Source organism: Methylorubrum sp. Q1, from assembly GCF_004683995.1.
Lineage (GTDB): Bacteria > Pseudomonadota > Alphaproteobacteria > Rhizobiales > Beijerinckiaceae > Methylobacterium.
Genome location: NZ_SRHQ01000006.1, coordinates 1 through 18614, shown reverse-complemented (window position 1 = coordinate 18614; position 18614 = coordinate 1). Strand labels below are relative to the sequence as shown.

Here is an 18614-nt window from a genome sequence, read left to right as displayed (position 1 = left end):
TCCATGATCACCGTCACCGAAACCTCCAAGCGGACGCTCTCGTCTCCCGACGAGATCGCCGCCTTCCTCGAACAGCGCTTCGCGCAGATGCTGGCGTCGAGCCCGTTCAAGCCGGGCGAGGCCGTCCGCATCGCCGACCGCGCCGGCCTGCCGTCCGACCTCGGCGCCGGCGACGTCGGGATGATGCTCCTGGACGTGCCGGGGGCATGGTCGCACGTGCTGCTGCTCACCGCGGCCGGGATGCCGATCGTGGTCCAGGTGGCCAGCGCCAACCTCGCCAAGCGGGTCGCGGCCGAGGCCGTCGGCGCATGAGCGATCCCCGCCTCGCCCCCGCGCCGGCCCCGTCCATCGTCGAGATGGACGGCCGCCTCGCCGAGTTGGAGGCGCAGCGCGCCATGGCGCAGAACCGCTGCATCGTGCTCGCCGGCCGCAACGCCGAGCTGCTGGATCTGCTGAAGCTCCAGCGCGCCGAGAACGACCGTCTTACGCAGCTCATGAACGATCGCGACGGCAGCGACCCCGACTCGCCGATCGCGCCGGCGGCCGCCGCCTGAGACGAACCGGGCAGGCCTGAGCCGCCCACCCCCAACACCCGCAACCCTGACCGACCCCGCGCGTGGCTCACCGCCGCGCCGCGTCCGTTCGGCTGTCCGACGCGTGAGAGCCCTCCATGGCTGGCCTGCCGCAGTTCATCATCTCCACCCAGACGGATCCCTACTGGGAGATCCCGCTGTTCGACGCGGCCGGCAAGCCGCTGTCGGTCGAGGGGCGGGTCTTCGAGGCCTGGATTGCGCCGGCCACGGTCAAGGCGGGCGTGGCTGAGCCGGTCAAGGAGATCAAGGTTCTCACCTTTCAGGATGGGCTCAGCCTCGTCGCGCCGACCGACGGCAGCGGCGACCAAACGAAAAAGAACACGTTCGTGCATCAGGTCTCGCGTGCCTTCGCGCAAGCCAACTTCCCGCGCGGCGCGTTGACCGCCGACCTCTTGGAGGTGGTGGACGGGGCGCGCCGCATGTTCGCGCCGGTGCGGCTGTTCTACGGCGACCCCGCTGACATCCGCGACTTCATCGCCGACCGCCAGGGCATCACCTTCGGCCAGGGGCGGCAGGCGATCGTGACGCCTGTGGCCATTGCCGGTCAGGCGGGCCGGCGCGGCTCGGGCCTGCTCACCGGCACCCTGCCGCCGCAGCCCTCCGATGGCGAAGATGGCGACTACTGGGTGGTCGAGCGCGTCGATCAGGCGAACGTGATCTATGGCCCGAAGGAGGGTGGGGCGTGGCCGGCGCAGCCATCGTCCACGTTCGGCGTCGGCGGGATCGCGGACGTGCCGGGGCTTCCGAAGGCGATCGACGACAGGGCGGCGCGCGCAGCCAACCTGAGCGACCTGACCGACAAGGATCAGGCGCGCGAGACCATCCTGGCCGCGCGAAAGATCTTCCGGCAGACCGGAAGCGATTTCGACAGCACCCTTGAGGACGAGGCCGTCAGCCGTTTCCACACCGGACAATTCCAGACCAAGCGCGACGGCAGCGCGCGAGTCGAGGCCGCGCTCCTGAGGCAGTTCCGCGAGGCGCGGCCTTATGGTCGCCGCTTCGACCTGCTGGCGGGCACCTACCCCGTCTCAGAGCTGGAGTTCGATTGGCGCGGATTGGCCGGTGACTTCCCGGCCGACCGCCGCGGCGTGCCGATCCACGGCGAAGGCAGCCAGAACACCATCATCCGCTCTGCGGTGGCTGGGCAGTTCGCAGTGAGCCACATCGGCCCGGCGACCGTGTATTCTGGGATGTCGGATCAGTCCGTCGTGGGCGCTGTGCCGGAGGCAAACGGCATCAGCTTGTTCGGGCTTGCCTACTTCCCGCTTCGCCGGATGAATTTCGGCAAGCTGAACGTGGCCCTCCGGATGGAAAGCACGCTGTCAGGGCATCTCGACTCGCTGATGTTCTCTGATGTTCAGATCGGTGCCGAGATCCTGCCGCCGACGAAGGCGGGCGCCTACACCGACTTCAACATGATGCGGTGGACGAGCCCGCACTTCAAACAGTGCCACCAGTGGGCGATGAAGGGCGGCCCGTCGAGCACCATTCCGATGTTCGCCCCGGTGATCGAGGGCAACGGGACCATGTCCCGCGGCTCTCAGGGCGAGGCCATCTACGACCCCGCCAACGACACGGGCGCGATGAAGCTCACCTTCACGGGGGGCAACGGGCACGTCGGTCTCGTGATGTTCGCGCCCTACATCGAGGCGAACCTCGGCAAATGCGACATCGAGCTGATCAACACGAGTGATCGCCCCATCGTCCACGTGCTGATCGCGCCGTATTTCGGACGGCTGGACGGGGCGAGCTACACGCAACACAACCTGATCCTGACTGGAAAGCACAAGGTCATCATCATCGGCGGCGTCCACGAGCACCATCATAACTACGTGCCGAGCGCAGATCGGTCATACATCAAATACAACAAGACCGAGAGCCAAGTCGTCAACATTGGAACGGCGTGGGAAAGCGATATCGAGAGGGGCGACCTCTTCAATATCGAGGATAAGGTCGCGGAACTCGCCGCCAAGAAAGAAGCGGTCATCAACGTCACGGCGGCAGGCGTCGCTACGGGGCTTCCGACCGGATGGACTATGACCAAGGGCGGGCCCGGCCTTTACACAATCACTCACAACCTCGGGCGGTCTGACTATATTGTTTTGGCGCTTTCAAGAACTGGCTCAGACATCCGCGTCGATCACTCCTTCACGAATGACAACATCATCGTTTTCACGCTTGCAAACACAGCGAATTCATATGCGGACGCTGCGTTCAATGCCCTCGTGAAATACTAAACGCTCAACCCGCTCGCTGCGCCGCCCGGCCCGAGCCCAACACGCACCCCGACATCGGAGAATACCATCATGACCGTCGCCGAGATCCGGCGCGCGCTCTTGGCGCGCGGGTATGCCGTCGATGCCGCCGGCGGGCTGGGCGGTGCGATCCGCGCCTTCCAGCGCGATGCCGGGCTCGAACCCGACGGCGATGTCGGCCCGCTTACCCGGGCCGCCTTCGCCAAGCCGATCGCGGCGAGGCCGAGCGGCACGGTGGCGCCGATCGGCGGCATCGCCGGCCTCGTGACGGTCGCTCTGCTGCGGCGCTTCGAGCCATTCGCCCGTGCCGACATCCTGGCGGCGATCGCCGCCAGTGTGCCGGCGATCGAGGCGGCCGGGATCACCACGCCGAAGCGCCTGGCGCACTTCCTGGCGCAAGTCGCCCACGAGTCCGCCGGTCTCGCCCGCACCGAAGAGGCGCTGTCTTACTCGTCCGCGCGCATGGTGGAGGTGTGGCCGAGCCGATTCCCGACGGTTGCCGCCGCGGCGCCCTACGCCCGCAACCCGCAGGCGCTGGCGAACAAGGTCTATGGCGGGCGGCTCGGCAACCGCCTGCCGGGCGACGGCTGGCGCTACCGCGGCGGTGGCGGCCTCGGCACCACCGGCCGCGGGAACTACGCGGAGGCCGGCTTCGAGGCCGATCCGGACGCGCTGCGCCGTCCGGAGAACTTCCTGGCGCCGGCGCTGCTCTACTGGCGCACCCGCGGCTGCAACGCACTCGCCGATCGGGACGACGTCGTCGGCATCACGGTGAAGATCAACGGCGGGAAGAACGGCCTGGCCGACCGCCGCACGCGCCTGGCGGCGGCCGAGCGCGTCTTCATCGCCTGACCCGCTCCGAGCGCCGGCGGCTTCCGGCGCAACTCCCCTGTCGGAGATCTCCCCATGTCGAAGCTCTTCCTCGCCCCCGGCGTCGTCGCCGGGCTGCTCGCGCTCGCCGGTGCCCTATCCGCGGCCTTCGGCTACCCGCTCGCCGGCGCCATCCTGGCCGATCCCGGCACCGCGGTGAACGCCACCATGGTGGTCACCGGTATCGTCGGCCTCGTCGCCGGCATCCTCGGCGGCGTTCGCGGGACCGGTGTCCCGGCCCTGCCCGCCCCGGCCGTCGCCGCGGGCCTGTTCGCCCTGGTGAGCGCGCTCGCCAACGCGGCCGGATACCCGCTCGCCGGCGCGATGCTGTCGGACCCCGGCACCGCGTCGCAGGCGACCGCAGTGCTGACCGGCCTCGGCGCCGTCGTCGCCGGCATCCTGCCCGGCCTGCGCAAGTCCGCCGCGTGACCTGATCGCCGCCCGCCGCTCCCGGCGGGCGGTTCCCGCGCGCGGAGCTGACGATGCCCGCCTACCCGCCGCCCTCCCCGCCTGCCGTCCTGATCCGCGCCGGGCTCGATGCCATCGGCGCCGAGCTGGCGATGCGCCTTCCGCTCTCCGAACCGAGACACCGTGCCATGGCTTCGAGCAACGATCTTGTCCTCGACGCCTCGCAGTCCGAGCGCATCGCCGTCACGCTGGCGCGCCTCGACGAGCGGCAGAAAGCCATGCAGGATACGGCCGACGCTCGCCACGGGCAGCTCGTCGCCATGCTCGCCGAGTTCGTGCCGCGAGCGGAGATCGATGCGAAGCACGCCAACATCGGCGCCCGCATCGGCGCCATCGAGGATCGCGTGGGGAAGATCGAGGCGCGGACCTGGAAGGTGGTCGCCGGCATACTGTCGGCGGTTGGCACTGCCCTGGCCAGCGCGATCACGCTACACTTCCGGGGCGGTTAGCGACCATCACCCCCCTCGACCCGTTGACCGTATCGCGGCGCCCCCTGGCTTCGGCCAGGGGGCGTTTTTGCGTTTTGGCGATCGGAACGCTGTCGGAACATCTCGTGGGACATCCGTGGGACTTTCGGCGCACAACGCTGCACCTGTTCGCTCTTCGTTGCGCGATCGCCCGGAAAAGGGGTTGCGTCCGCCAGAGGGGAAAGCTAATAGCGCCAAGCCCTTTCGGGGCATCGGAGTGTAGCGCAGCCCGGTAGCGCACCTGTCTGGGGGACAGGGGGTCGTCGGTTCAAGTCCGGCCACTCCGACCATTACTTACCAACGACTTAGGGCCGGCTCAGCCGTTCGCCCCTCCGGCGTTTTGCAAGTTCCTGTTCCGGCGGTGTTCGTCGAGCTTCGCGATTGCCGACTCGGCCAGCGTCCGAGTTCGGGCAAGATAGCGGTCCAAAATCTTCTGGGCGTGCGCCTGCGAGTGGCCCGTGATGGTCGCGATCTCCGGCACCGTGCAGCCCGCCTCCGCCAGCACCGTCACCGCTGTCCCCCGCAGGTCGTGGAAGTGGAGATCGTCAGCGATTCTTCGCCGCCGCGAACGCCTCGCTCCACAACTCATGGAAATAACGCTTGCGCCAAGCGGTGCCGCGGGGCGCGACTAGGATCGTGGTGGCACGGCGCGGCGCCGCGTCGAGTGCCGCCTTCAAGGCGCGCGTCGCCGGCACGTAGACCAGCCGACGGCTTTTGCTCTGGCTGCGCACGGTCACCGCCGTGCCATCCCAAGCCGACCACGGCAGCGTCAGAAGATCGACCTGTCGCTGGCCGGTGTGGAGGGCCAGCATCATCGCCAGCCGGATCTCGGGTGAGGCGACCGCCTCGAACGCGGCGACATGCTCCGGCATCCAGATCACTTCGGCGCGGTTCGAGCGGTAGGCGCGCTCGAAGCTCGCGACCGGGTTGTGCCGGATGTGCCCCCGATCAACGCCCCATGCGAACACACGCGCCAGCCGTCCAAGCTTCGCGTCGGCCGCCTTGGGGTGCTTCTCGGCGAGATTGTCGTGCCACTTCAGGAAAGCCGGCCGGCTGCGCGGGTTCTCGACGATGGTCAGAAGCGTCGAGCCCCATCGCTCCTCGCATGCCTTCAGATCATAGGCGGCGCTCTCCCGCGTCTTTGCGGCAAGTTCGGTCCAGGCTCTCGATTCCCGGTACTGCCGGATCAGCCACTCGACGGTGCCCTCGCTGCGCGCCAGGGCCGTGTTGCGGACCGCGTCCTGAAACGAGCGGATGAACTCGGGCGTGCCGGGCTCGCCGACGAGCTTCGTGCCGGTGGCGCGGTGGTAGTGGTAGACCTTCTCCGTCCCGTCCGCGAGCTTCGCGCGGACGGTGTTGATGCCCCGCAGCCTAACTCGCATTTTCGGCCAGCCATTCGTCGATCGAAGTAGTGGCATCAGAAATCAGGCCCGAGCGGCGATCAAGCGCGCGGTCGATGGCGCGCCGGTCCCACCGATGCGTGCCGGCGATCGGCCCCGGCACGATCCCCTTGCGCACCCAGCCGTCGAACGCCTCGACCGTCTCGCAGCCGCAGTATTCCGCGGCCTGGGTCCGGGTCAGGCATCGAGGGGCGATGTTGGCCGGCAGTCTCGCCGAACCGCCCGCTCTTCCATGGGCGCCTGTCGCTGGCGCTACGCATCTCGGCCTCGTGCGGTGGTGGAAGGGGGTAGAGCGAGCGCAGCGCGCAGCATCTCCGCGGATCGCTGGTAGCGCAGCCCGTGCTCTGGAGGCGCCGTCGGCAGGGCCCGCGCTGGGTCGAGGTTGTCCTCGTTGTCGCTCAGCTTGACGATCATCGCGAGCCGGTCGCCGCTGGCGATGATGCCGGCGACGCATTCGAGGTACGGCTTGCCCGCGGGCCGGGTGAGCAATCCGACCGCCTGGACGACGGCCGGGTCGAAGCCGGCATCGAGAAGGTCGTCGGCGGTGGTGCTGGTGTCCTCGATCGTGTCGTGGAGCCAGCCGACCTGCTCGCACCATTCGGCGTGCTGGCTCGGTAGCCCCATCGCCTCGGCGTGCGCGCGGGCGCGGGCTGCAACCCGGCCAAGATGCCCGGTGTACGGCGCGCCGCCCTTGTCGACTTGGCCCGCATGGACCCGGCGAGCGAAGATCTCAGCGGCGAGGGTCGGCCAATCAGCCATGTGAGCCTCTATCCTTGGAGGGGGCCGGCAGTCGCAGCGGATCGCTCGGCATCTCACCTTTGTCGTAAGCGAGCTGTAGCGCCGGCTCGGCCCACTGGCCCATGGTGCGCCCGTTGGGCAGCACGACGTGGCTCAAGAAGGCCTGCTCGACCGTTTCGATGCCGTTCTCGATCGCCTCGCGCTTCGCCTTGATGGTGAGGAGCAGGGCGCGCCAGCGGGACCGGCGCACCTGGTCGTTCGCGTTGCCAGCGATCGGCACCACGATCTTGATGAGCCGGCCGGCGAGCATGAACATGACGATCGCCTCGAGGTAGTCGTCCATGGTGATGACGCGCGTCGCCTTCGCCGCCTTCAGCAGCTTCTCGATCTCGGCCCGGCTCTGCGCGATCGGCACCTTTGTGGTCTCAGCGTAGGCCATCGCTCAGCGATCCTCCGGCTTCACGAGATGCAGCTTCGACCGGCCGACAGGTTCGGACGGGTCCACGGGGACGAAGAATGCGTTCAACTCCTCCTCCGTGGTCACGCCGCCTCGGGCGTTGATCATGTCGCGGAGAAGGATGACCTTCGCGCCCGAGACCAAAGGCCCGCCAGACAGGACCGAGGCATCGCGCGCCAGCACCTCGTAAGTGCGCTTGTTGCGGGTGTCGCGGACGCGCTCGCGCAGGGGGACGGGATCGTGCTCCGTACTCATCGGGTCGGCTCTGCTTCGAGGGGTTGCGCGAGGCCGCTGCGGACCTTGGCATCATGGCGGGCGCGGAAGTGATCGACGGACTTGCCGAGGATCCGCGACAGCTCTCGGCGCTCGCACTCGTCGACCGAAAAGCCCTTTGCCGCGCAGTAGGCGAGCAAGGTCGTGCCGATGCCGCCGACCTCCTGGGGCGGTTGGCCGGGCTCCTTGCCGTAGACGTGCCCGATGATCTCGAAGAGCCGGGCTCGGCTGATCCCTTCGGCCTGCGTCAGCTCGGCGGCCTCCTCGAAGAACCGCTCGACGCGCTCAACCACACCGACAGCGCCCTCGCCCCAGCAGCGGACGACCCAATCGCGAACCTGCTCCTGGCGATCGTCGCGGCTGTTGGCGGCATACCGCGAGCCATCAGGCGAGCCGCTGGCGGGCCTCGCAGAGCGTGAAGGCCTTCGGGCGCTGGCTCTACGGCGACACGGCCGGCACCGGCCTGCTCGAGGTGAGCGAGAGCGCGTTCGGCGAGGACGGCGACCCGCTGCGCTTCCGTGCCGAGAGCTTGCCGGCACAGGGCTTCCCGGCGCGCCTCGCGATCCCGCGGGCGGATTTCGACTTCGCGCTCGGCGTGGGCGGTCTCTCCGCCGACCCGACGATCTCCGATCCTCGCGTGCTGATCTCGTGGTCCGACGATGGCGGCCGCACCTGGAGCAACCCGCTCTCCCGTCCGCTCGGACGCCAGGGCGAGAGCCGCACCCGCATCAATCTCCTGCGCACCGGCATGACAGGGCCGCAGGGCCGGATCTGGCGCGTCGACGTCTCAGATCCGGTTTACTGCGCCCTGCTCGGGGGCGCGATGGCAGTCGAGGCCCGCACCGAATGAGCACCGATCCCAAAAGCATCAAGCCTCCCGGCCTTCTCTCTGCGCAGGCGCCGGTCTCCGTCGGCCCGAACGGCGCGATCTCCGCCGAGTGGTTCAAGTTCATCGCCGGGCTGCTCGCCTACGCGGTGGCGCTCGAAGCCCGCATCGCCGCCCTGGAGGCCTGACCGTGGCAAGCATCTTCTCTGGCAAGGCCGGGCGTCAGGCCGCGATATGGGGCGCGCAGCAGCTTCAGCAGGGCGAGACCGAGGCGAAGGACGCCCTCGACCAGGGGCTCGGCTTCGCCAAGGACCAGTACGGCAAGGCCGCTGGCCTCTTCGAGAACCTCGCAGGTGATTACGCGGGCGGGTCCAAGCTTTATCAGGACGCCACCGGCGCCAACGGGACCGACGCCGCCACTGCGGCGCGCTCGGCCTTTACCGCGTCGCCCGGCTACACCTTCAACATGGACCAGGGGATGCAGGCCTTGAGCCGCGCCCGCGCGGTCAACGGTACGGTCGCTTCGGGCAACATGGATACGGACGCGATGAAGTTCGCCTCCGGCCTCGCCGCGCAGGACTGGAACAACTGGCTCGCGAACCTCGCGAACCTCGATACGAAGCGCTACGGCGCGGTCTCGGGGCAGGCCGGGGCGGAGACCGGCCTCGGGAACGTCGGCTTCCAGACCGGCGTGGCGAAGGCCGGGGTCTCGACCGACACGGCGAAGGGCCTGTCCACGGTCGGACAGCAGGTACTCATGGCCGGGCAGCAGGCGGCCGAGAACCTGCTCGCGGAGGGCGTCGGTGCGCTGTCGGGCAACCCTGCCGCGCTGAGCAACGTCGGCAAGAACCTCTCCTCCGCCTTCTCGATCTTCGGGTGACGCGATGAACGGTGCGACCGTCTTCCAGATGGTGTCGGGCCTCGGCGATGCGTTCGGCAGCGGCTATTCCGACGCCCGCAAGCAGGCGCAGGAGGACGAGGCTCCGACCCTGATCTCGAACCTGATGAACGCGTACAAGGGCGGCGGCGGTGCCGGCGAGCGGTCTCGGTGTGCCGACGGCCGCGCCCACGGCTCCTGTCGCGCCTTCCAGCACGCCCGCCGCCCTTCCGTCCTTCGCGGGCGGTGGCGGCGCTCCCATGCGCGTTCCGGACAGTGGCTGGGAGATCGAGACCCGCTTCGTCGACTCGCTGAAATCGGGCGGACTGACCAACCCCTACGGCCTCGCCGCGATGGCGGCGTATGCCGGGCGGGAGAGCGGCTACAAGCCCAGCAACATCACCGGCTCCTGGGCCGATCCGAGCGAGAGCGGCCAGCCCGGCACTTCGGGCGGCATCCTGTCGTGGCGCGGCGACCGGTTCGCGAACATGCGTCGCCTGACGGCCGGGGCGAAAGATCCGGTTGCGGCGCAGGCGACCTTCGCCCTGACGGAGAACCCGCAGCTGACGCTCGCCCTCCAGAACGCGAAGAGCCCGGAGGAGGCGAACCAGTTGATGGCGAACGCTTGGCGGTTCGCCGGCTTCAACCGGCCCGGCGGCGAGTTCGCGGCTCGGCTCGGCTCGACGCGCCTGTATCTTGCGCGTCTCGGCGGGGCACCGACGGCAGGGCCAACCTCGCCGCAGCGCTCGTCCGTCGCGGTCGCGGAGAACGAGGCCGACGTGCAGGCGATGGAGCGCGAGATGGGCATGGTTCCGTCGGCGCCGCGCCAGGTCGCCTCGGCTGAGCCCGACGCCGCCAACCTGCCCGCGGTCGGCGCGCAGCCGGCCGGCTTCGTCGTTCCGCAGGGCGGCGCGCCGGCCGCGCCGTCTCAGGCTTCCGGCGGCTTCCCCGGCGGCACGGCCACCCGCATGACGCCGGAGCTTCAGGGCGCCCTCAACGCGGCGTGGCGCAACCCGAACACCCGCGCGATGGCCGGGCATATCTTCGGGCAACTGCTCGAGGGTCAGGACAACGGCTGGGACATCAAGGAGATCAACGGGCAGAGTTCCTGGGTGAACACCCGAGACGGCCGAATCCTCCCCATCGGGCAGGCCAAGCGGAACACCGCGACCGTCGGCAACAGCCTCGTCGATACGGCGACGGGCGAGGTGCTGTACTCGGCTGCCGAGAAGCCGACCACCGTCTCGCCCGGCAGCGCCTTGGTGGGGCCGGATGGGCGCGTGGTCTATCAGGCGCCCAACGCCGACAGCGCCAAGCTTCAGAACGTGCCGGCTGGCACGACCCTCTTCGATCCGGTCACCCGCCAGCCGATTTACACCGCGCCGCGGGCAGAGCGGGATGAGGGCGACAAGGTCCGCGATCAGGTCGCCGCCCGTGAGCAGGAGGCGAAGCGGCTCGGGCTGGAGCCGGGCACGCCGAAGTTCGAGAGCTACGTGCTCACCAGCAAGATCGGCCACGACCAGGAGCTTTCGGCGACCGACAAGAAGGCGATCATGGAGGCCGAGGAGTCGGTGCTCTCCGCGCAGAACGCAATCGAGGCGCTGAACCAAGCCAAGGCGATCTCCCCGAAGGCCTATGTGGGGCCGACGGCCGGCATCCGCGGTTACGCGACGAGCTTGGTCGGCAGCGAAGCCGGCGAGGCGACTCAAGAGATGGAGAACATCGTCTCCACGAACGCGCTCGGGCAGTTGAAGGCGATCTTCGGCGGCAATCCGACCGAGGGTGAACGTAAGATCCTTCTCCAGATCCAGGGTTCGGCATCGCAGCCTGACGCGGTGCGCCAGAAGATCTTCGATCGCGGCATTGCGCTCGCGCAGCGCCGCCTCGAGTTCAACCAGCGGCGCGCTGAGGACCTGAAGGGCGGGACGTTCTATATGGCAGAGGGCAAGGACGCGCCGCGCGTCTCCGGCTCGCCACCGTCTCTGCCGGTGAAGGTGACGCCCTCCATGAAGCCGGAAGACATCGTGAAGCGCTTCCCGAGTGGGACGCGCCTGATCCTCCCTGATGGCTCGGAAGGAAGGGTGCCCTGATGGCCGATGACCTGTGGGCCGAGTTCCGCGTGAAGCCGACGGCGGCCCCTGAAGCCGCATCTGCGCCCGCCCCTACCCCCGCCGAGGATCAGTGGGCGGCGTTCCGGGCCAAGCCCGAGACGGCGCCTGCCCCCGAAAGGGTGAGCGGATCCGCTCCCGCGCCTGCTTCGCCGGCTCCTGCCGCCGGCAGCGAGGCCGCCGCGGTCGGTCGTGGTCTCCTCAACGATGTGCCCGTCGTTGGCCCTTATCTGCTCGGTGGCGTGAATCGCGCGGCGGCGGCGGTTCGGGCACTCCAGAACGGCACCACCTTCCCGGAAGAGCTCAAGAGCTCAAGAACGTCGAGGCGTTCGGCGAGGCCACGGCGAAGGAGAACCCTTGGTCGAGCACGGGCGGCGAGTTGGCTGGCGGCGTGATCGGCACGGCACCGCTCGTGGCCGCGGCACCGGCCGCGTTCGGCGTGTCGGGCGCCTCGCTCCCAGTGCGCATGCTGGCCTCGGCCGGCTCCGGCGCTGGCTTGGGCGGCGCCGACGCCGCCGTGCGCAGCGAGGGCGACCTGGGCTCAGCCGCGACGGGCGCGGTGATCGGTGGCGCCCTCGGCGGCGCGGGCCCCGCCGTCGCGCGGGCGTCGGCAAGGCGGTTCGGGCCTTCTCATCGCGCGGACGCAGCAACGGCATCGTGCAGGAGGCGCTTGAGGGGGTCAGTGAGAAGGACCTTGAGTCGGCGCAGTTCCTGATTGAGCAGGCCCGCGGCTTGCCGGGCGGTGGCGTCGCGCTGACGCTGGACGAGGCGTTGAACGCCGTCACCGGCGGGCAGGCCACGCGCGCCTCGCAACTCGCCCGCGTTGTCGGCAACTCCGGCGGCGAAGGCGGCCGGATCATGAACGAGTTCTATGCCGCGCGCCCGGCCTCGGTGGACAACGTCGGCAAGAGCGCTTTCGACCGGGTGGCCGCGCCGAACCTGAAGCCGACCGATGTGGGCTTCGACATCCAGGATGCCGCACGAGCCGGTGTCGCACAGACCCCCGAGGGGCAAGTCCTGAGTGCCGCACGCCGAGCACAGGCTCCAAGGATCACGTCGGAGCAGGCGGGGCAGGCGATCCAGACGGATCTCGGCGGCGTGCGGGCACTGCGTGAGGCGGCGCGCGACGCGCGGGCGAACGTCGATTACCGGTTGGCCCGTGAGGCGCCGGAGAACGTCGGGATCGAGCGCACGATCACCGTCGAGCGTCCCGGCGAACCGGTGATTACGCAGCCCGGCGGCGCGCCGCGCTTCAGCGAGGCGGCGCCGCGCCCGCTGGATCCGCCGCCGGTCGTCGAGGCCTCGGCCTCGGCGGGCGAGGAGAGCTTGGCCCGCTTCGTGGCCCGGCACGGGGGCCTGCGGCTCGACGGCGACGTGATCGCCACGGACCTCCACCGCTTCAACATCCCCGGCATCGGCAACGTCGCGCGCGTGGGCGGCAAGGGAATCGACAACTTCTGGCGCGAGCGCCTGATCGAGGCCGGCTACTTCCGCGCTGACCCAGACGGCGGCGCGGCGCGCGATATCTCCAGCGAGCTGCTGCGCAAGCTTCAGAACGAGCAGCGCGGGTATCCGAGTTCCCCCCTTGATGGCGGGCGGCAAGCCGCATCGGCACGGGGGCGGCAGGGTCAGGTGACGGACGAATACCGGGCGGCCCTGTCTCAGGCGGAGAGCCGCCTCGACGAGGCGCTGAGTAACGCCGGCGTGCCGCCCGAAACGCTGCACCCTGAGATCTGCAGCCGCGTCCTCGGCGGGCTGATGCGCGGCGAGCACATTGATCCGCTTGATGCCTACGAGCGCACCGTCGCGGCGATGGTCGAGCCGCCCGCCCCTTACGTGAAGAGCACGACCATCGCGGAGGAGATCCCGGACGTCCGCTTTGGGCAAGTCGACCCGCGCGGGGCAATCGAGGCGGTGACGGATCTGAACCGGACCGCCAAGGGCGATGTCCGTGGCTCGCTGAGCTCGTTCGGCCGTGACCTGCGCGGACCCGACGGCGATCTCGACCTGACCGTCGCGGGCAACCTGCGTGCCCGCGAACGCCAGGACATGCGGATCAAGCGCGCCGAGGAATTCGGCGACGCCACGAAGGTCCGCGACCTGACCATCGGACGCCGGGCGCTGGACGCCTCGCTGAAGCAGGTGCCCGAAGTGGCGACGGCGGACGCGAACTTCGCCAGGAACTCGGTACCGCTGGCCTCGTTCGAGCGCCCCAACGGCCCGCTGAACCGGATCACGGCGCGCGAGAACGTGCCCGGCGCGGAGCCCGGCCCCTTTCGCACGCCGGCCGAGCAGGTGCCCGAGGCGATCACCGGGCCGACGGCGCTGCGCGAGGCGCTGACGAACGGTGGCACGGCGACCCGCCAAGCGGCCGAGCGGCGGCTCTCCACCCAGATACTGGATGCTGCCACCGACGCGAGGGGCGACGTCTCGGCCGAAGCGCTGCGCAAGGCGATGCGTGAGAGCGCCGACGCACTCGACCAGATGCCGGCCCTGCGCGACCGGCTCTCACACCTCGTACTCGCTCGCGAGGGTATGGTTCGCGTCGAAGCCTCGCCGCTCGGCCGGATCGCCGAGCAGCCGAACGTGAAGAATGCCATCTCGGCGCTGTTCCCGGCCAATCCGCTCGCGAACTCGCAGGAAGAGATCCGCTCGGCCGTCCAAGCGCTCGCCCGCAACAATCCCCGGGCGGCGCGCGAGACGGTTCGGATTTACATGGAGACCGTCTTCAACGAGGCGACGGAGCAGGTGCGCGGCGTGGCCCGGCAGTACGGCGGCGCTGGCTTCGCTTCCGCCGTGCGCGGCAACGGCCAGCAGCGCCACAACCTTGAGGCGGCGATCCGCGCGCTGCCCGATGGTGACACGCTCTGGACTGGTCTCGACCGGATGATGACGACGCTGGAGGCGACCGGTTACCGGCCGCAGAAGGGGTCGGACACGGCGTTCAACCAAGCGATCCAGGCGCGCTTGAAGGAGGGCACCGGCACAGTCGGGCAGGCGATTAACGACGTGGTGTCCGGGGCGGCGGCAGGCGCGGCCGTCGGCGGTCCATCGGGCGCCCTCGGCGGTGCCGTCGTCGGGGGGCGCCGCGGTGGCGCGAAGGTGCTTCAGGAGAGTCGCGTCCGCCGGGACAGCGAGACGATCGCGCGCATCCTCACCGACCCGAAGGCCCTGTCGATGATCCGATCCCTGTCGCGCCAGGATCCCGGCAGCCGCAGCGCTGAGATCCTGACGAACAAGCTGCTTCAGATCGGAGGGCGCGGGGTGATCTCAGCGAGTCAGCCGTCGGAGCCGACGCGCTGACACATCGCGGCAGTGCTCGCGGATCGAGAAGGCGAGCGCCGGGACGGTGAAGGCCATCACGACCGCGAACACGGCGACTTCTCCGACCTTCGATGAGGCCCATTCGATCAGATCCGGCACCGTCGCATGCAGCCCGGCCCGTAGCGCGAGCATGATGGCGGTGAACAGGACGAAGCAGAGGGCGACTTCGAGGCGGCGCGGCATAGGCGGCACGGTAGCACGGCCGCACCGTGCCGCCAGCCATCCCCCCTTGACCCGACGGGCAAAACCCGCGAATTGATCACTGTGCCGCGCCTTACGCGCTGGCCCTGACCAAGCCCCGCCCCCGTGCGGGGCTTCGTCGTTTCAGGCTCCCCCACATGCTCAAACCGCTCGCCGCCGGGCTCGCCCTCGCGCTCGGCCTGATCTCGGCTGCCTCGGCCGCCGAGTCGTGGCCGAAGTCGCGCCAGCAGATCCTCGACGCGTCGGGTCGCCCCCTGCTCGTTCCGAGCGTGGCGTTTTTCGCTGCCGGTACCACGACGCCGCTCGCGGTCTACTCCGATCCCGCGCTGACGAAGCCTCTCGCCCAACCGGTCAAGGCGGACGGAACCGGCCGATTCCCGCGGGTCTACCTGCCGACGGCGCTCTATGCCGAGCGGGTCACCGGCCCCTACGGTGACGTGCTGTGGTTTGATGACGGTCTCGGCTACGTGCCCCCGACCACGGGTGGCGGCGGCGGTGGCGGCACGATTGATCCGACCGCGATCGCCGCGACCGGTGACGTGAAGTGGCGTATGGACGCCGGGATCATGCCGGGCTGGGTGCGGATGAACGGCCGGACGCTCGGCGGTGCCGGGTCAGGCGCGACCGAACTCGCCTCTGCCACCGCCTCGGCCGCATTCGCCTATCTATGGAACACCTTCCCCGACACAGTCGCCTCGGTCGTCGGCGGGCGCGGCACCTCGGCTTCGGGCGATTTCTCGGCCGGCAAGCAGATCGTCATCCCGACGATGCAGGGCCTTCTCGCCGGCGGCCTCGACGACATGGGTTCGAGCCCGGCCGGACGGCTCCAGACGATCACAGGGCTCACTCTGACCGCCGGCTCGACCACGGCTGCCGCCTTCAGCGCGAACCGCCTCGCCATCGGTATGACCGTCATCGCTCCCGGCATTTCCGCCGGCACCACGATCACGGACATCAACGGCAACATCCTCACGCTCTCCCAGCCCGCAGCCGCTGGCTCAAGCGGGAACGTGATCGGGGTGCGGTTCTCGGCGCTGGGCGATGCGCAGGCGCCCGGACAGATCGGCGGCGATTCCCTGATCAGCCTGTCCAACAAGAACTTGCCGGCGGCGCTGCCGGGCGGCTCCGTGACCGTCGATTACCCGGCCCATGCGTACATCACGCACGAAGAGCTTGCGACGGCCTCGCTGAGTACTTCGTCCGGCTCCTCGCCCGTGATCAATCTGCAAAAGGGCCTCAAGAACGATCTGACCGCCCCGCCGAATGCGAAGGTTTTCGGGTTCAGCATTTCGAACCCCGGTGGCGGACTGCCGGTCTCGAACCTCCCGCCGACCCGCCTCGGCACCTTCTATCTGAAGCTCTGACGCCATGCCGTCCTTCATGAACACGCTCGGCGCGGTCTCCCGTCGGGGGCAGTGGCGCTTCCGCCACGTTTTCCGCGCCGGAGACGCGCGGGGACGGCTCGACCTGACCGATGCCGGCCTGATCGACTTCTCGACCTGCTCCGATGTCGCGCTTGAGGTGACGCCCCGCGCGCCGCATCGCGGCGGTTGCGCCGGGCGGGAGCCGCTCCCGCTGCTGGCAGCCTCGCTCGCGTCCGGCACCCTGGTCGTCTCAAACCCGGGCCTCGTCGAAGCGGTATTCCCGGCAGGCTCGCTCAATGACGTCCCGCCCGGCCTCTACGATACGCGGGTCTTCGTCACCATCGGCCCGGAGACGGAAGAGGTCTTCTGCGAGCCGGTCGAGTTTGCCTGAGGAGGTCCCGCCATGCCGAGCTACCCGATCCGCCCGACGTTCCCGATCGATGTCCGCTCGCCCACCGGAACGGCGAAGATTGGCAGACAGGGCACGGCGGTGACCGTCGATGTCAGCGGCGACCAGATCGTCAACGCTCTGCCGCCGACATCAGGCCAGTTTTTCGGGGCGCTCGAAGCGGCATTCCCCGGCTCGACCGCCACGGTGCAGGCCTCCGTCCCCGCCGATGTGACGAGCGCGATTCATCGGGCCTACCAGACGACGGCCTTCGTCACGCCGGGCTGCGCGCTCCTCGTCTTCGTCCAGGCAACCCTCAATCTCAGCGACGCGCAGGTCTCGAGCCTGCTCGCCGCTGCCGCTCTCCAGCCGAAGTGAAAGGCCTTCACATGATCCGTTCGTTCCGCGCGGTCTTCGCCGCTCTCGCGGTGGCCGTCGGCTGCGTGGCCGCGGCCCCTGCCTCGGCACAGACCTATACGGTGCCCGAGATCGGCTTTCAGGACAGTGGGACGTGCCCGCAGCTCGCCATCCGTGACCGCGGCTCCAAGACGATGGTGCCGTTCGGATGCGTCCTATCCGGCGGCCTGGGGTTCCGATCCTTCCCTGCGATGCTGGCGGTGAATGGCGTGTCGCCGCTCGACGTGTCGCTTTCGAACCGCGGAGGCGCCAGCAACGGGACATACAAGAACCCGAACGCCGTGCGTATCGGGGCCGGCAACATGGTGTCCTTCTGCCCGGCCCTGTCGTGCCTGTCGGGGGACAATGATGCTTCCCCGACCAACGATCACCAGCGCGCGTCGCTCTTGGTCTCGTCGACCACGCAGGACGACGTCCATAGCCAAGAACAATCGTTCGCGGTGATCACCACCATTGATAAGGGCCGGTTGAAGACCTGGGCCCAAAATACGGCGTACACCGCTCGCGACAACGTCAAGAACGGAGAGAACGTCTATCGAGTGGCGGCCAACTGCACGTCATCCTCAACCGGCGGGGGGCCTACGTCTCTCGCCTCGTCCGGCATTGCCGATGGCTCGTGCTCGCTCGGCTGGATCAACTATGCCGGCCTCAACGCAAAGGCAGGTTCGTATTTCGAGACGAAAGTCGTTGATGGCGCTGGTTCTGCATGGGGCGCCGCATTCAACTATCACCTCGACACAAATCCCAATATCCAAAATGGGTTTTTTCCTGGCCTAGAAGTCGATTACGCTAACACGAGCGGTATCGACTGCCTTATCCCCACCGACTGTACTTCTGTTCGCGTCGGTATCGCAGGGAACGGCATGATCACCCATGGCATGCAGATCACCGGAGACGGCTTCACGCGGAACAGCACTCAGTACAATTCGATGCTATGGGCGCTCCGCATCAATGGCGAGCATGTCGCGCAAGAAGCTTCCATTGAGATCGACAGCCAATCGAAAGTCGGCATAGGCTTTGGAACCTCCGGCATCGGCACCAATACTCATTCGGTCGCGACGATCAAGGATGCGACCACGAGCCCGACCAGCATCGAGATCGCGGGGAGCCATACCGTCGGACTCAATTTGAGCGGCACGTTCAGTTCTTTCGCCCTCGCCTCCAACAATTTCCTGCTCTACGGCGACGGCTCGGTCCGGATGAGCAACAGCAACGCCTCCACGTCGGCAGCGACGGGGGCATTGCAGATTCCCAATGGCGGCTTGGGCGTCGGAGGGGCCGGAAACTTCGGAGGATCGCTGGCGGGCTCTTCGGTGAAGGCGACGGCAGGCGGCACGACCTATCAGGTGCTTGTCGATTACGACACGACTGCAGATGCTGGACGCATCCAATCAACGCATAATGGTGCGTTCAACACCGAGTTGCGACTTAACCCTGGCGGCGGCGCGGTCTCGATTGGCCCGAGCCTACTGCGAGAAACGTCCGCGCCGCCTTCCTCCTCGGGATCAGCCTGTGTCATCGGCACGAGAACCTGGGACGCAAGCTACGAGTATCGCTGCGTAGCCACCAATACATGGAAGAGGGCCGC

The 18614-nt window shown here is 68.7% G+C and carries 24 protein-coding genes and 1 tRNA gene; 16 read left to right on the top strand and 9 right to left on the bottom strand.

Annotated features, from left to right (window positions below):
- Positions 1 to 3 precede the first annotated feature (3 nt).
- From E4V01_RS07635 to E4V01_RS07600, 7 genes are all read left to right on the top strand, one after another.
- On the top strand, positions 4 to 312 hold the full coding sequence (locus tag E4V01_RS07635) for a hypothetical protein (protein ID WP_135297930.1): 309 nt from the start codon (positions 4 to 6) through the stop codon (positions 310 to 312).
- The gene (locus E4V01_RS07630) at positions 309 to 554 is read left to right on the top strand and encodes a hypothetical protein (protein WP_135297929.1); all 246 of its coding nucleotides are present in this window, start codon (positions 309 to 311) and stop codon (positions 552 to 554) included. Before E4V01_RS07635 ends, E4V01_RS07630 begins: the two co-directional genes overlap by 4 nt.
- 116 nt (positions 555 to 670) lie before the next feature.
- Positions 671 to 2830 (top strand): hypothetical protein, encoded by a 2160-nt coding sequence (locus E4V01_RS07625; RefSeq protein ID WP_135297928.1) that lies wholly within the window; start codon positions 671 to 673, stop codon positions 2828 to 2830.
- A 69-nt stretch (positions 2831 to 2899) separates the two neighbouring features.
- Complete coding sequence (locus E4V01_RS07620; protein ID WP_135297927.1) at positions 2900 to 3700, top strand: peptidoglycan-binding protein; 801 nt, start codon at positions 2900 to 2902, stop codon at positions 3698 to 3700.
- A gap of 54 nt (positions 3701 to 3754) precedes the next feature.
- Positions 3755 to 4147 carry a hypothetical protein gene (locus E4V01_RS26130; protein WP_245517464.1) on the top strand — a complete coding sequence of 131 codons (393 nt, stop codon included), beginning with the start codon at positions 3755 to 3757 and terminating at the stop codon, positions 4145 to 4147.
- 53 nt (positions 4148 to 4200) lie between these two features.
- Positions 4201 to 4635, top strand: a complete 435-nt coding sequence (locus E4V01_RS07605; RefSeq protein ID WP_135297926.1) for a hypothetical protein — start codon at positions 4201 to 4203, stop codon at positions 4633 to 4635.
- A gap of 231 nt (positions 4636 to 4866) precedes the next feature.
- Positions 4867 to 4943, top strand: a tRNA-Pro gene (locus E4V01_RS07600).
- Positions 4944 to 4969: 26 nt separating this feature from the next.
- Here the strand turns inward: E4V01_RS07600 and E4V01_RS26125 are convergent.
- The 7 genes from E4V01_RS26125 to E4V01_RS07575 all read right to left on the bottom strand — a co-directional run bounded on the left by E4V01_RS26125 (position 4970) and on the right by E4V01_RS07575 (position 7814).
- Positions 4970 to 5164, bottom strand: a complete 195-nt coding sequence (locus E4V01_RS26125; RefSeq protein WP_245517463.1) for a hypothetical protein — start codon at positions 5162 to 5164, stop codon at positions 4970 to 4972.
- A gap of 34 nt (positions 5165 to 5198) precedes the next feature.
- A complete protein-coding gene (locus tag E4V01_RS07595; RefSeq protein WP_245517462.1) occupies positions 5199 to 6035 on the bottom strand; it encodes an integrase in 837 nt (278 codons plus the stop codon).
- Complete coding sequence (locus E4V01_RS26120; RefSeq protein ID WP_245517461.1) at positions 6025 to 6171, bottom strand: hypothetical protein; 147 nt, start codon at positions 6169 to 6171, stop codon at positions 6025 to 6027. Before E4V01_RS26120 ends, E4V01_RS07595 begins: the two co-directional genes overlap by 11 nt.
- Positions 6172 to 6305: 134 nt before the next feature.
- The gene (locus E4V01_RS25610) at positions 6306 to 6812 is read right to left on the bottom strand and encodes a hypothetical protein (protein WP_060771765.1); all 507 of its coding nucleotides are present in this window, start codon (positions 6810 to 6812) and stop codon (positions 6306 to 6308) included.
- Complete coding sequence (locus E4V01_RS07585) at positions 6805 to 7230, bottom strand: hypothetical protein (RefSeq protein ID WP_135297925.1); 426 nt, start codon at positions 7228 to 7230, stop codon at positions 6805 to 6807. Before E4V01_RS07585 ends, E4V01_RS25610 begins: the two co-directional genes overlap by 8 nt.
- 3 nt (positions 7231 to 7233) lie before the next feature.
- Positions 7234 to 7503, bottom strand: coding sequence for a hypothetical protein (locus E4V01_RS07580; protein WP_135297924.1), 270 nt, complete (start codon positions 7501 to 7503; stop codon positions 7234 to 7236).
- The gene (locus tag E4V01_RS07575) at positions 7500 to 7814 is read right to left on the bottom strand and encodes a hypothetical protein (RefSeq protein WP_060771768.1); all 315 of its coding nucleotides are present in this window, start codon (positions 7812 to 7814) and stop codon (positions 7500 to 7502) included. The genes E4V01_RS07580 and E4V01_RS07575 overlap by 4 nt, the downstream gene beginning before the upstream one ends.
- A 122-nt stretch (positions 7815 to 7936) precedes the next feature.
- Between E4V01_RS07575 and E4V01_RS07570 the strand changes: the two genes are divergently transcribed.
- From E4V01_RS07570 to E4V01_RS25600, 4 genes are all read left to right on the top strand, one after another.
- Positions 7937 to 8371 carry a hypothetical protein gene (locus tag E4V01_RS07570; RefSeq protein WP_135297923.1) on the top strand — a complete coding sequence of 145 codons (435 nt, stop codon included), beginning with the start codon at positions 7937 to 7939 and terminating at the stop codon, positions 8369 to 8371.
- Positions 8368 to 8535: a hypothetical protein gene (locus tag E4V01_RS25605; protein WP_158509760.1), complete on the top strand. Its 168-nt coding sequence runs from the start codon at positions 8368 to 8370 to the stop codon at positions 8533 to 8535. Before E4V01_RS07570 ends, E4V01_RS25605 begins: the two co-directional genes overlap by 4 nt.
- A 2-nt stretch (positions 8536 to 8537) precedes the next feature.
- Positions 8538 to 9227 (top strand): hypothetical protein, encoded by a 690-nt coding sequence (locus E4V01_RS07565; protein WP_135297922.1) that lies wholly within the window; start codon positions 8538 to 8540, stop codon positions 9225 to 9227.
- Between the two features lie 257 nt (positions 9228 to 9484).
- On the top strand, positions 9485 to 11314 hold the full coding sequence (locus tag E4V01_RS25600) for a hypothetical protein (RefSeq protein ID WP_193763162.1): 1830 nt from the start codon (positions 9485 to 9487) through the stop codon (positions 11312 to 11314).
- A gap of 321 nt (positions 11315 to 11635) precedes the next feature.
- Here E4V01_RS25600 and E4V01_RS25595 read toward each other — a convergent pair whose 3' ends face one another.
- Positions 11636 to 11800 (bottom strand): hypothetical protein, encoded by a 165-nt coding sequence (locus E4V01_RS25595; RefSeq protein WP_193763161.1) that lies wholly within the window; start codon positions 11798 to 11800, stop codon positions 11636 to 11638.
- Positions 11801 to 11989: 189 nt separating this feature from the next.
- Here E4V01_RS25595 and E4V01_RS07555 point away from each other — a divergent pair, with 189 nt between their 5' ends.
- Complete coding sequence (locus E4V01_RS07555; protein ID WP_135297921.1) at positions 11990 to 14635, top strand: hypothetical protein; 2646 nt, start codon at positions 11990 to 11992, stop codon at positions 14633 to 14635.
- Here the strand turns inward: E4V01_RS07555 and E4V01_RS07550 are convergent.
- Positions 14603 to 14839: a hypothetical protein gene (locus tag E4V01_RS07550; RefSeq protein ID WP_135297920.1), complete on the bottom strand. Its 237-nt coding sequence runs from the start codon at positions 14837 to 14839 to the stop codon at positions 14603 to 14605. The two genes, E4V01_RS07555 and E4V01_RS07550, sit on opposite strands and share 33 nt — an antisense overlap.
- A gap of 155 nt (positions 14840 to 14994) precedes the next feature.
- Between E4V01_RS07550 and E4V01_RS07545 the strand changes: the two genes are divergently transcribed.
- The 4 genes from E4V01_RS07545 to E4V01_RS07530 all read left to right on the top strand — a co-directional run.
- Complete coding sequence (locus E4V01_RS07545; protein WP_135297919.1) at positions 14995 to 16221, top strand: hypothetical protein; 1227 nt, start codon at positions 14995 to 14997, stop codon at positions 16219 to 16221.
- Between the two features lie 4 nt (positions 16222 to 16225).
- Positions 16226 to 16612, top strand: coding sequence for a hypothetical protein (locus E4V01_RS07540; protein WP_135297918.1), 387 nt, complete (start codon positions 16226 to 16228; stop codon positions 16610 to 16612).
- Between the two features lie 12 nt (positions 16613 to 16624).
- Positions 16625 to 16987 (top strand): hypothetical protein, encoded by a 363-nt coding sequence (locus tag E4V01_RS07535; RefSeq protein WP_135297917.1) that lies wholly within the window; start codon positions 16625 to 16627, stop codon positions 16985 to 16987.
- 11 nt (positions 16988 to 16998) lie between these two features.
- A partial coding sequence (locus tag E4V01_RS07530) for a hypothetical protein (protein ID WP_193763160.1) occupies positions 16999 to 18614 on the top strand: 1616 nt, incomplete at its 3' end.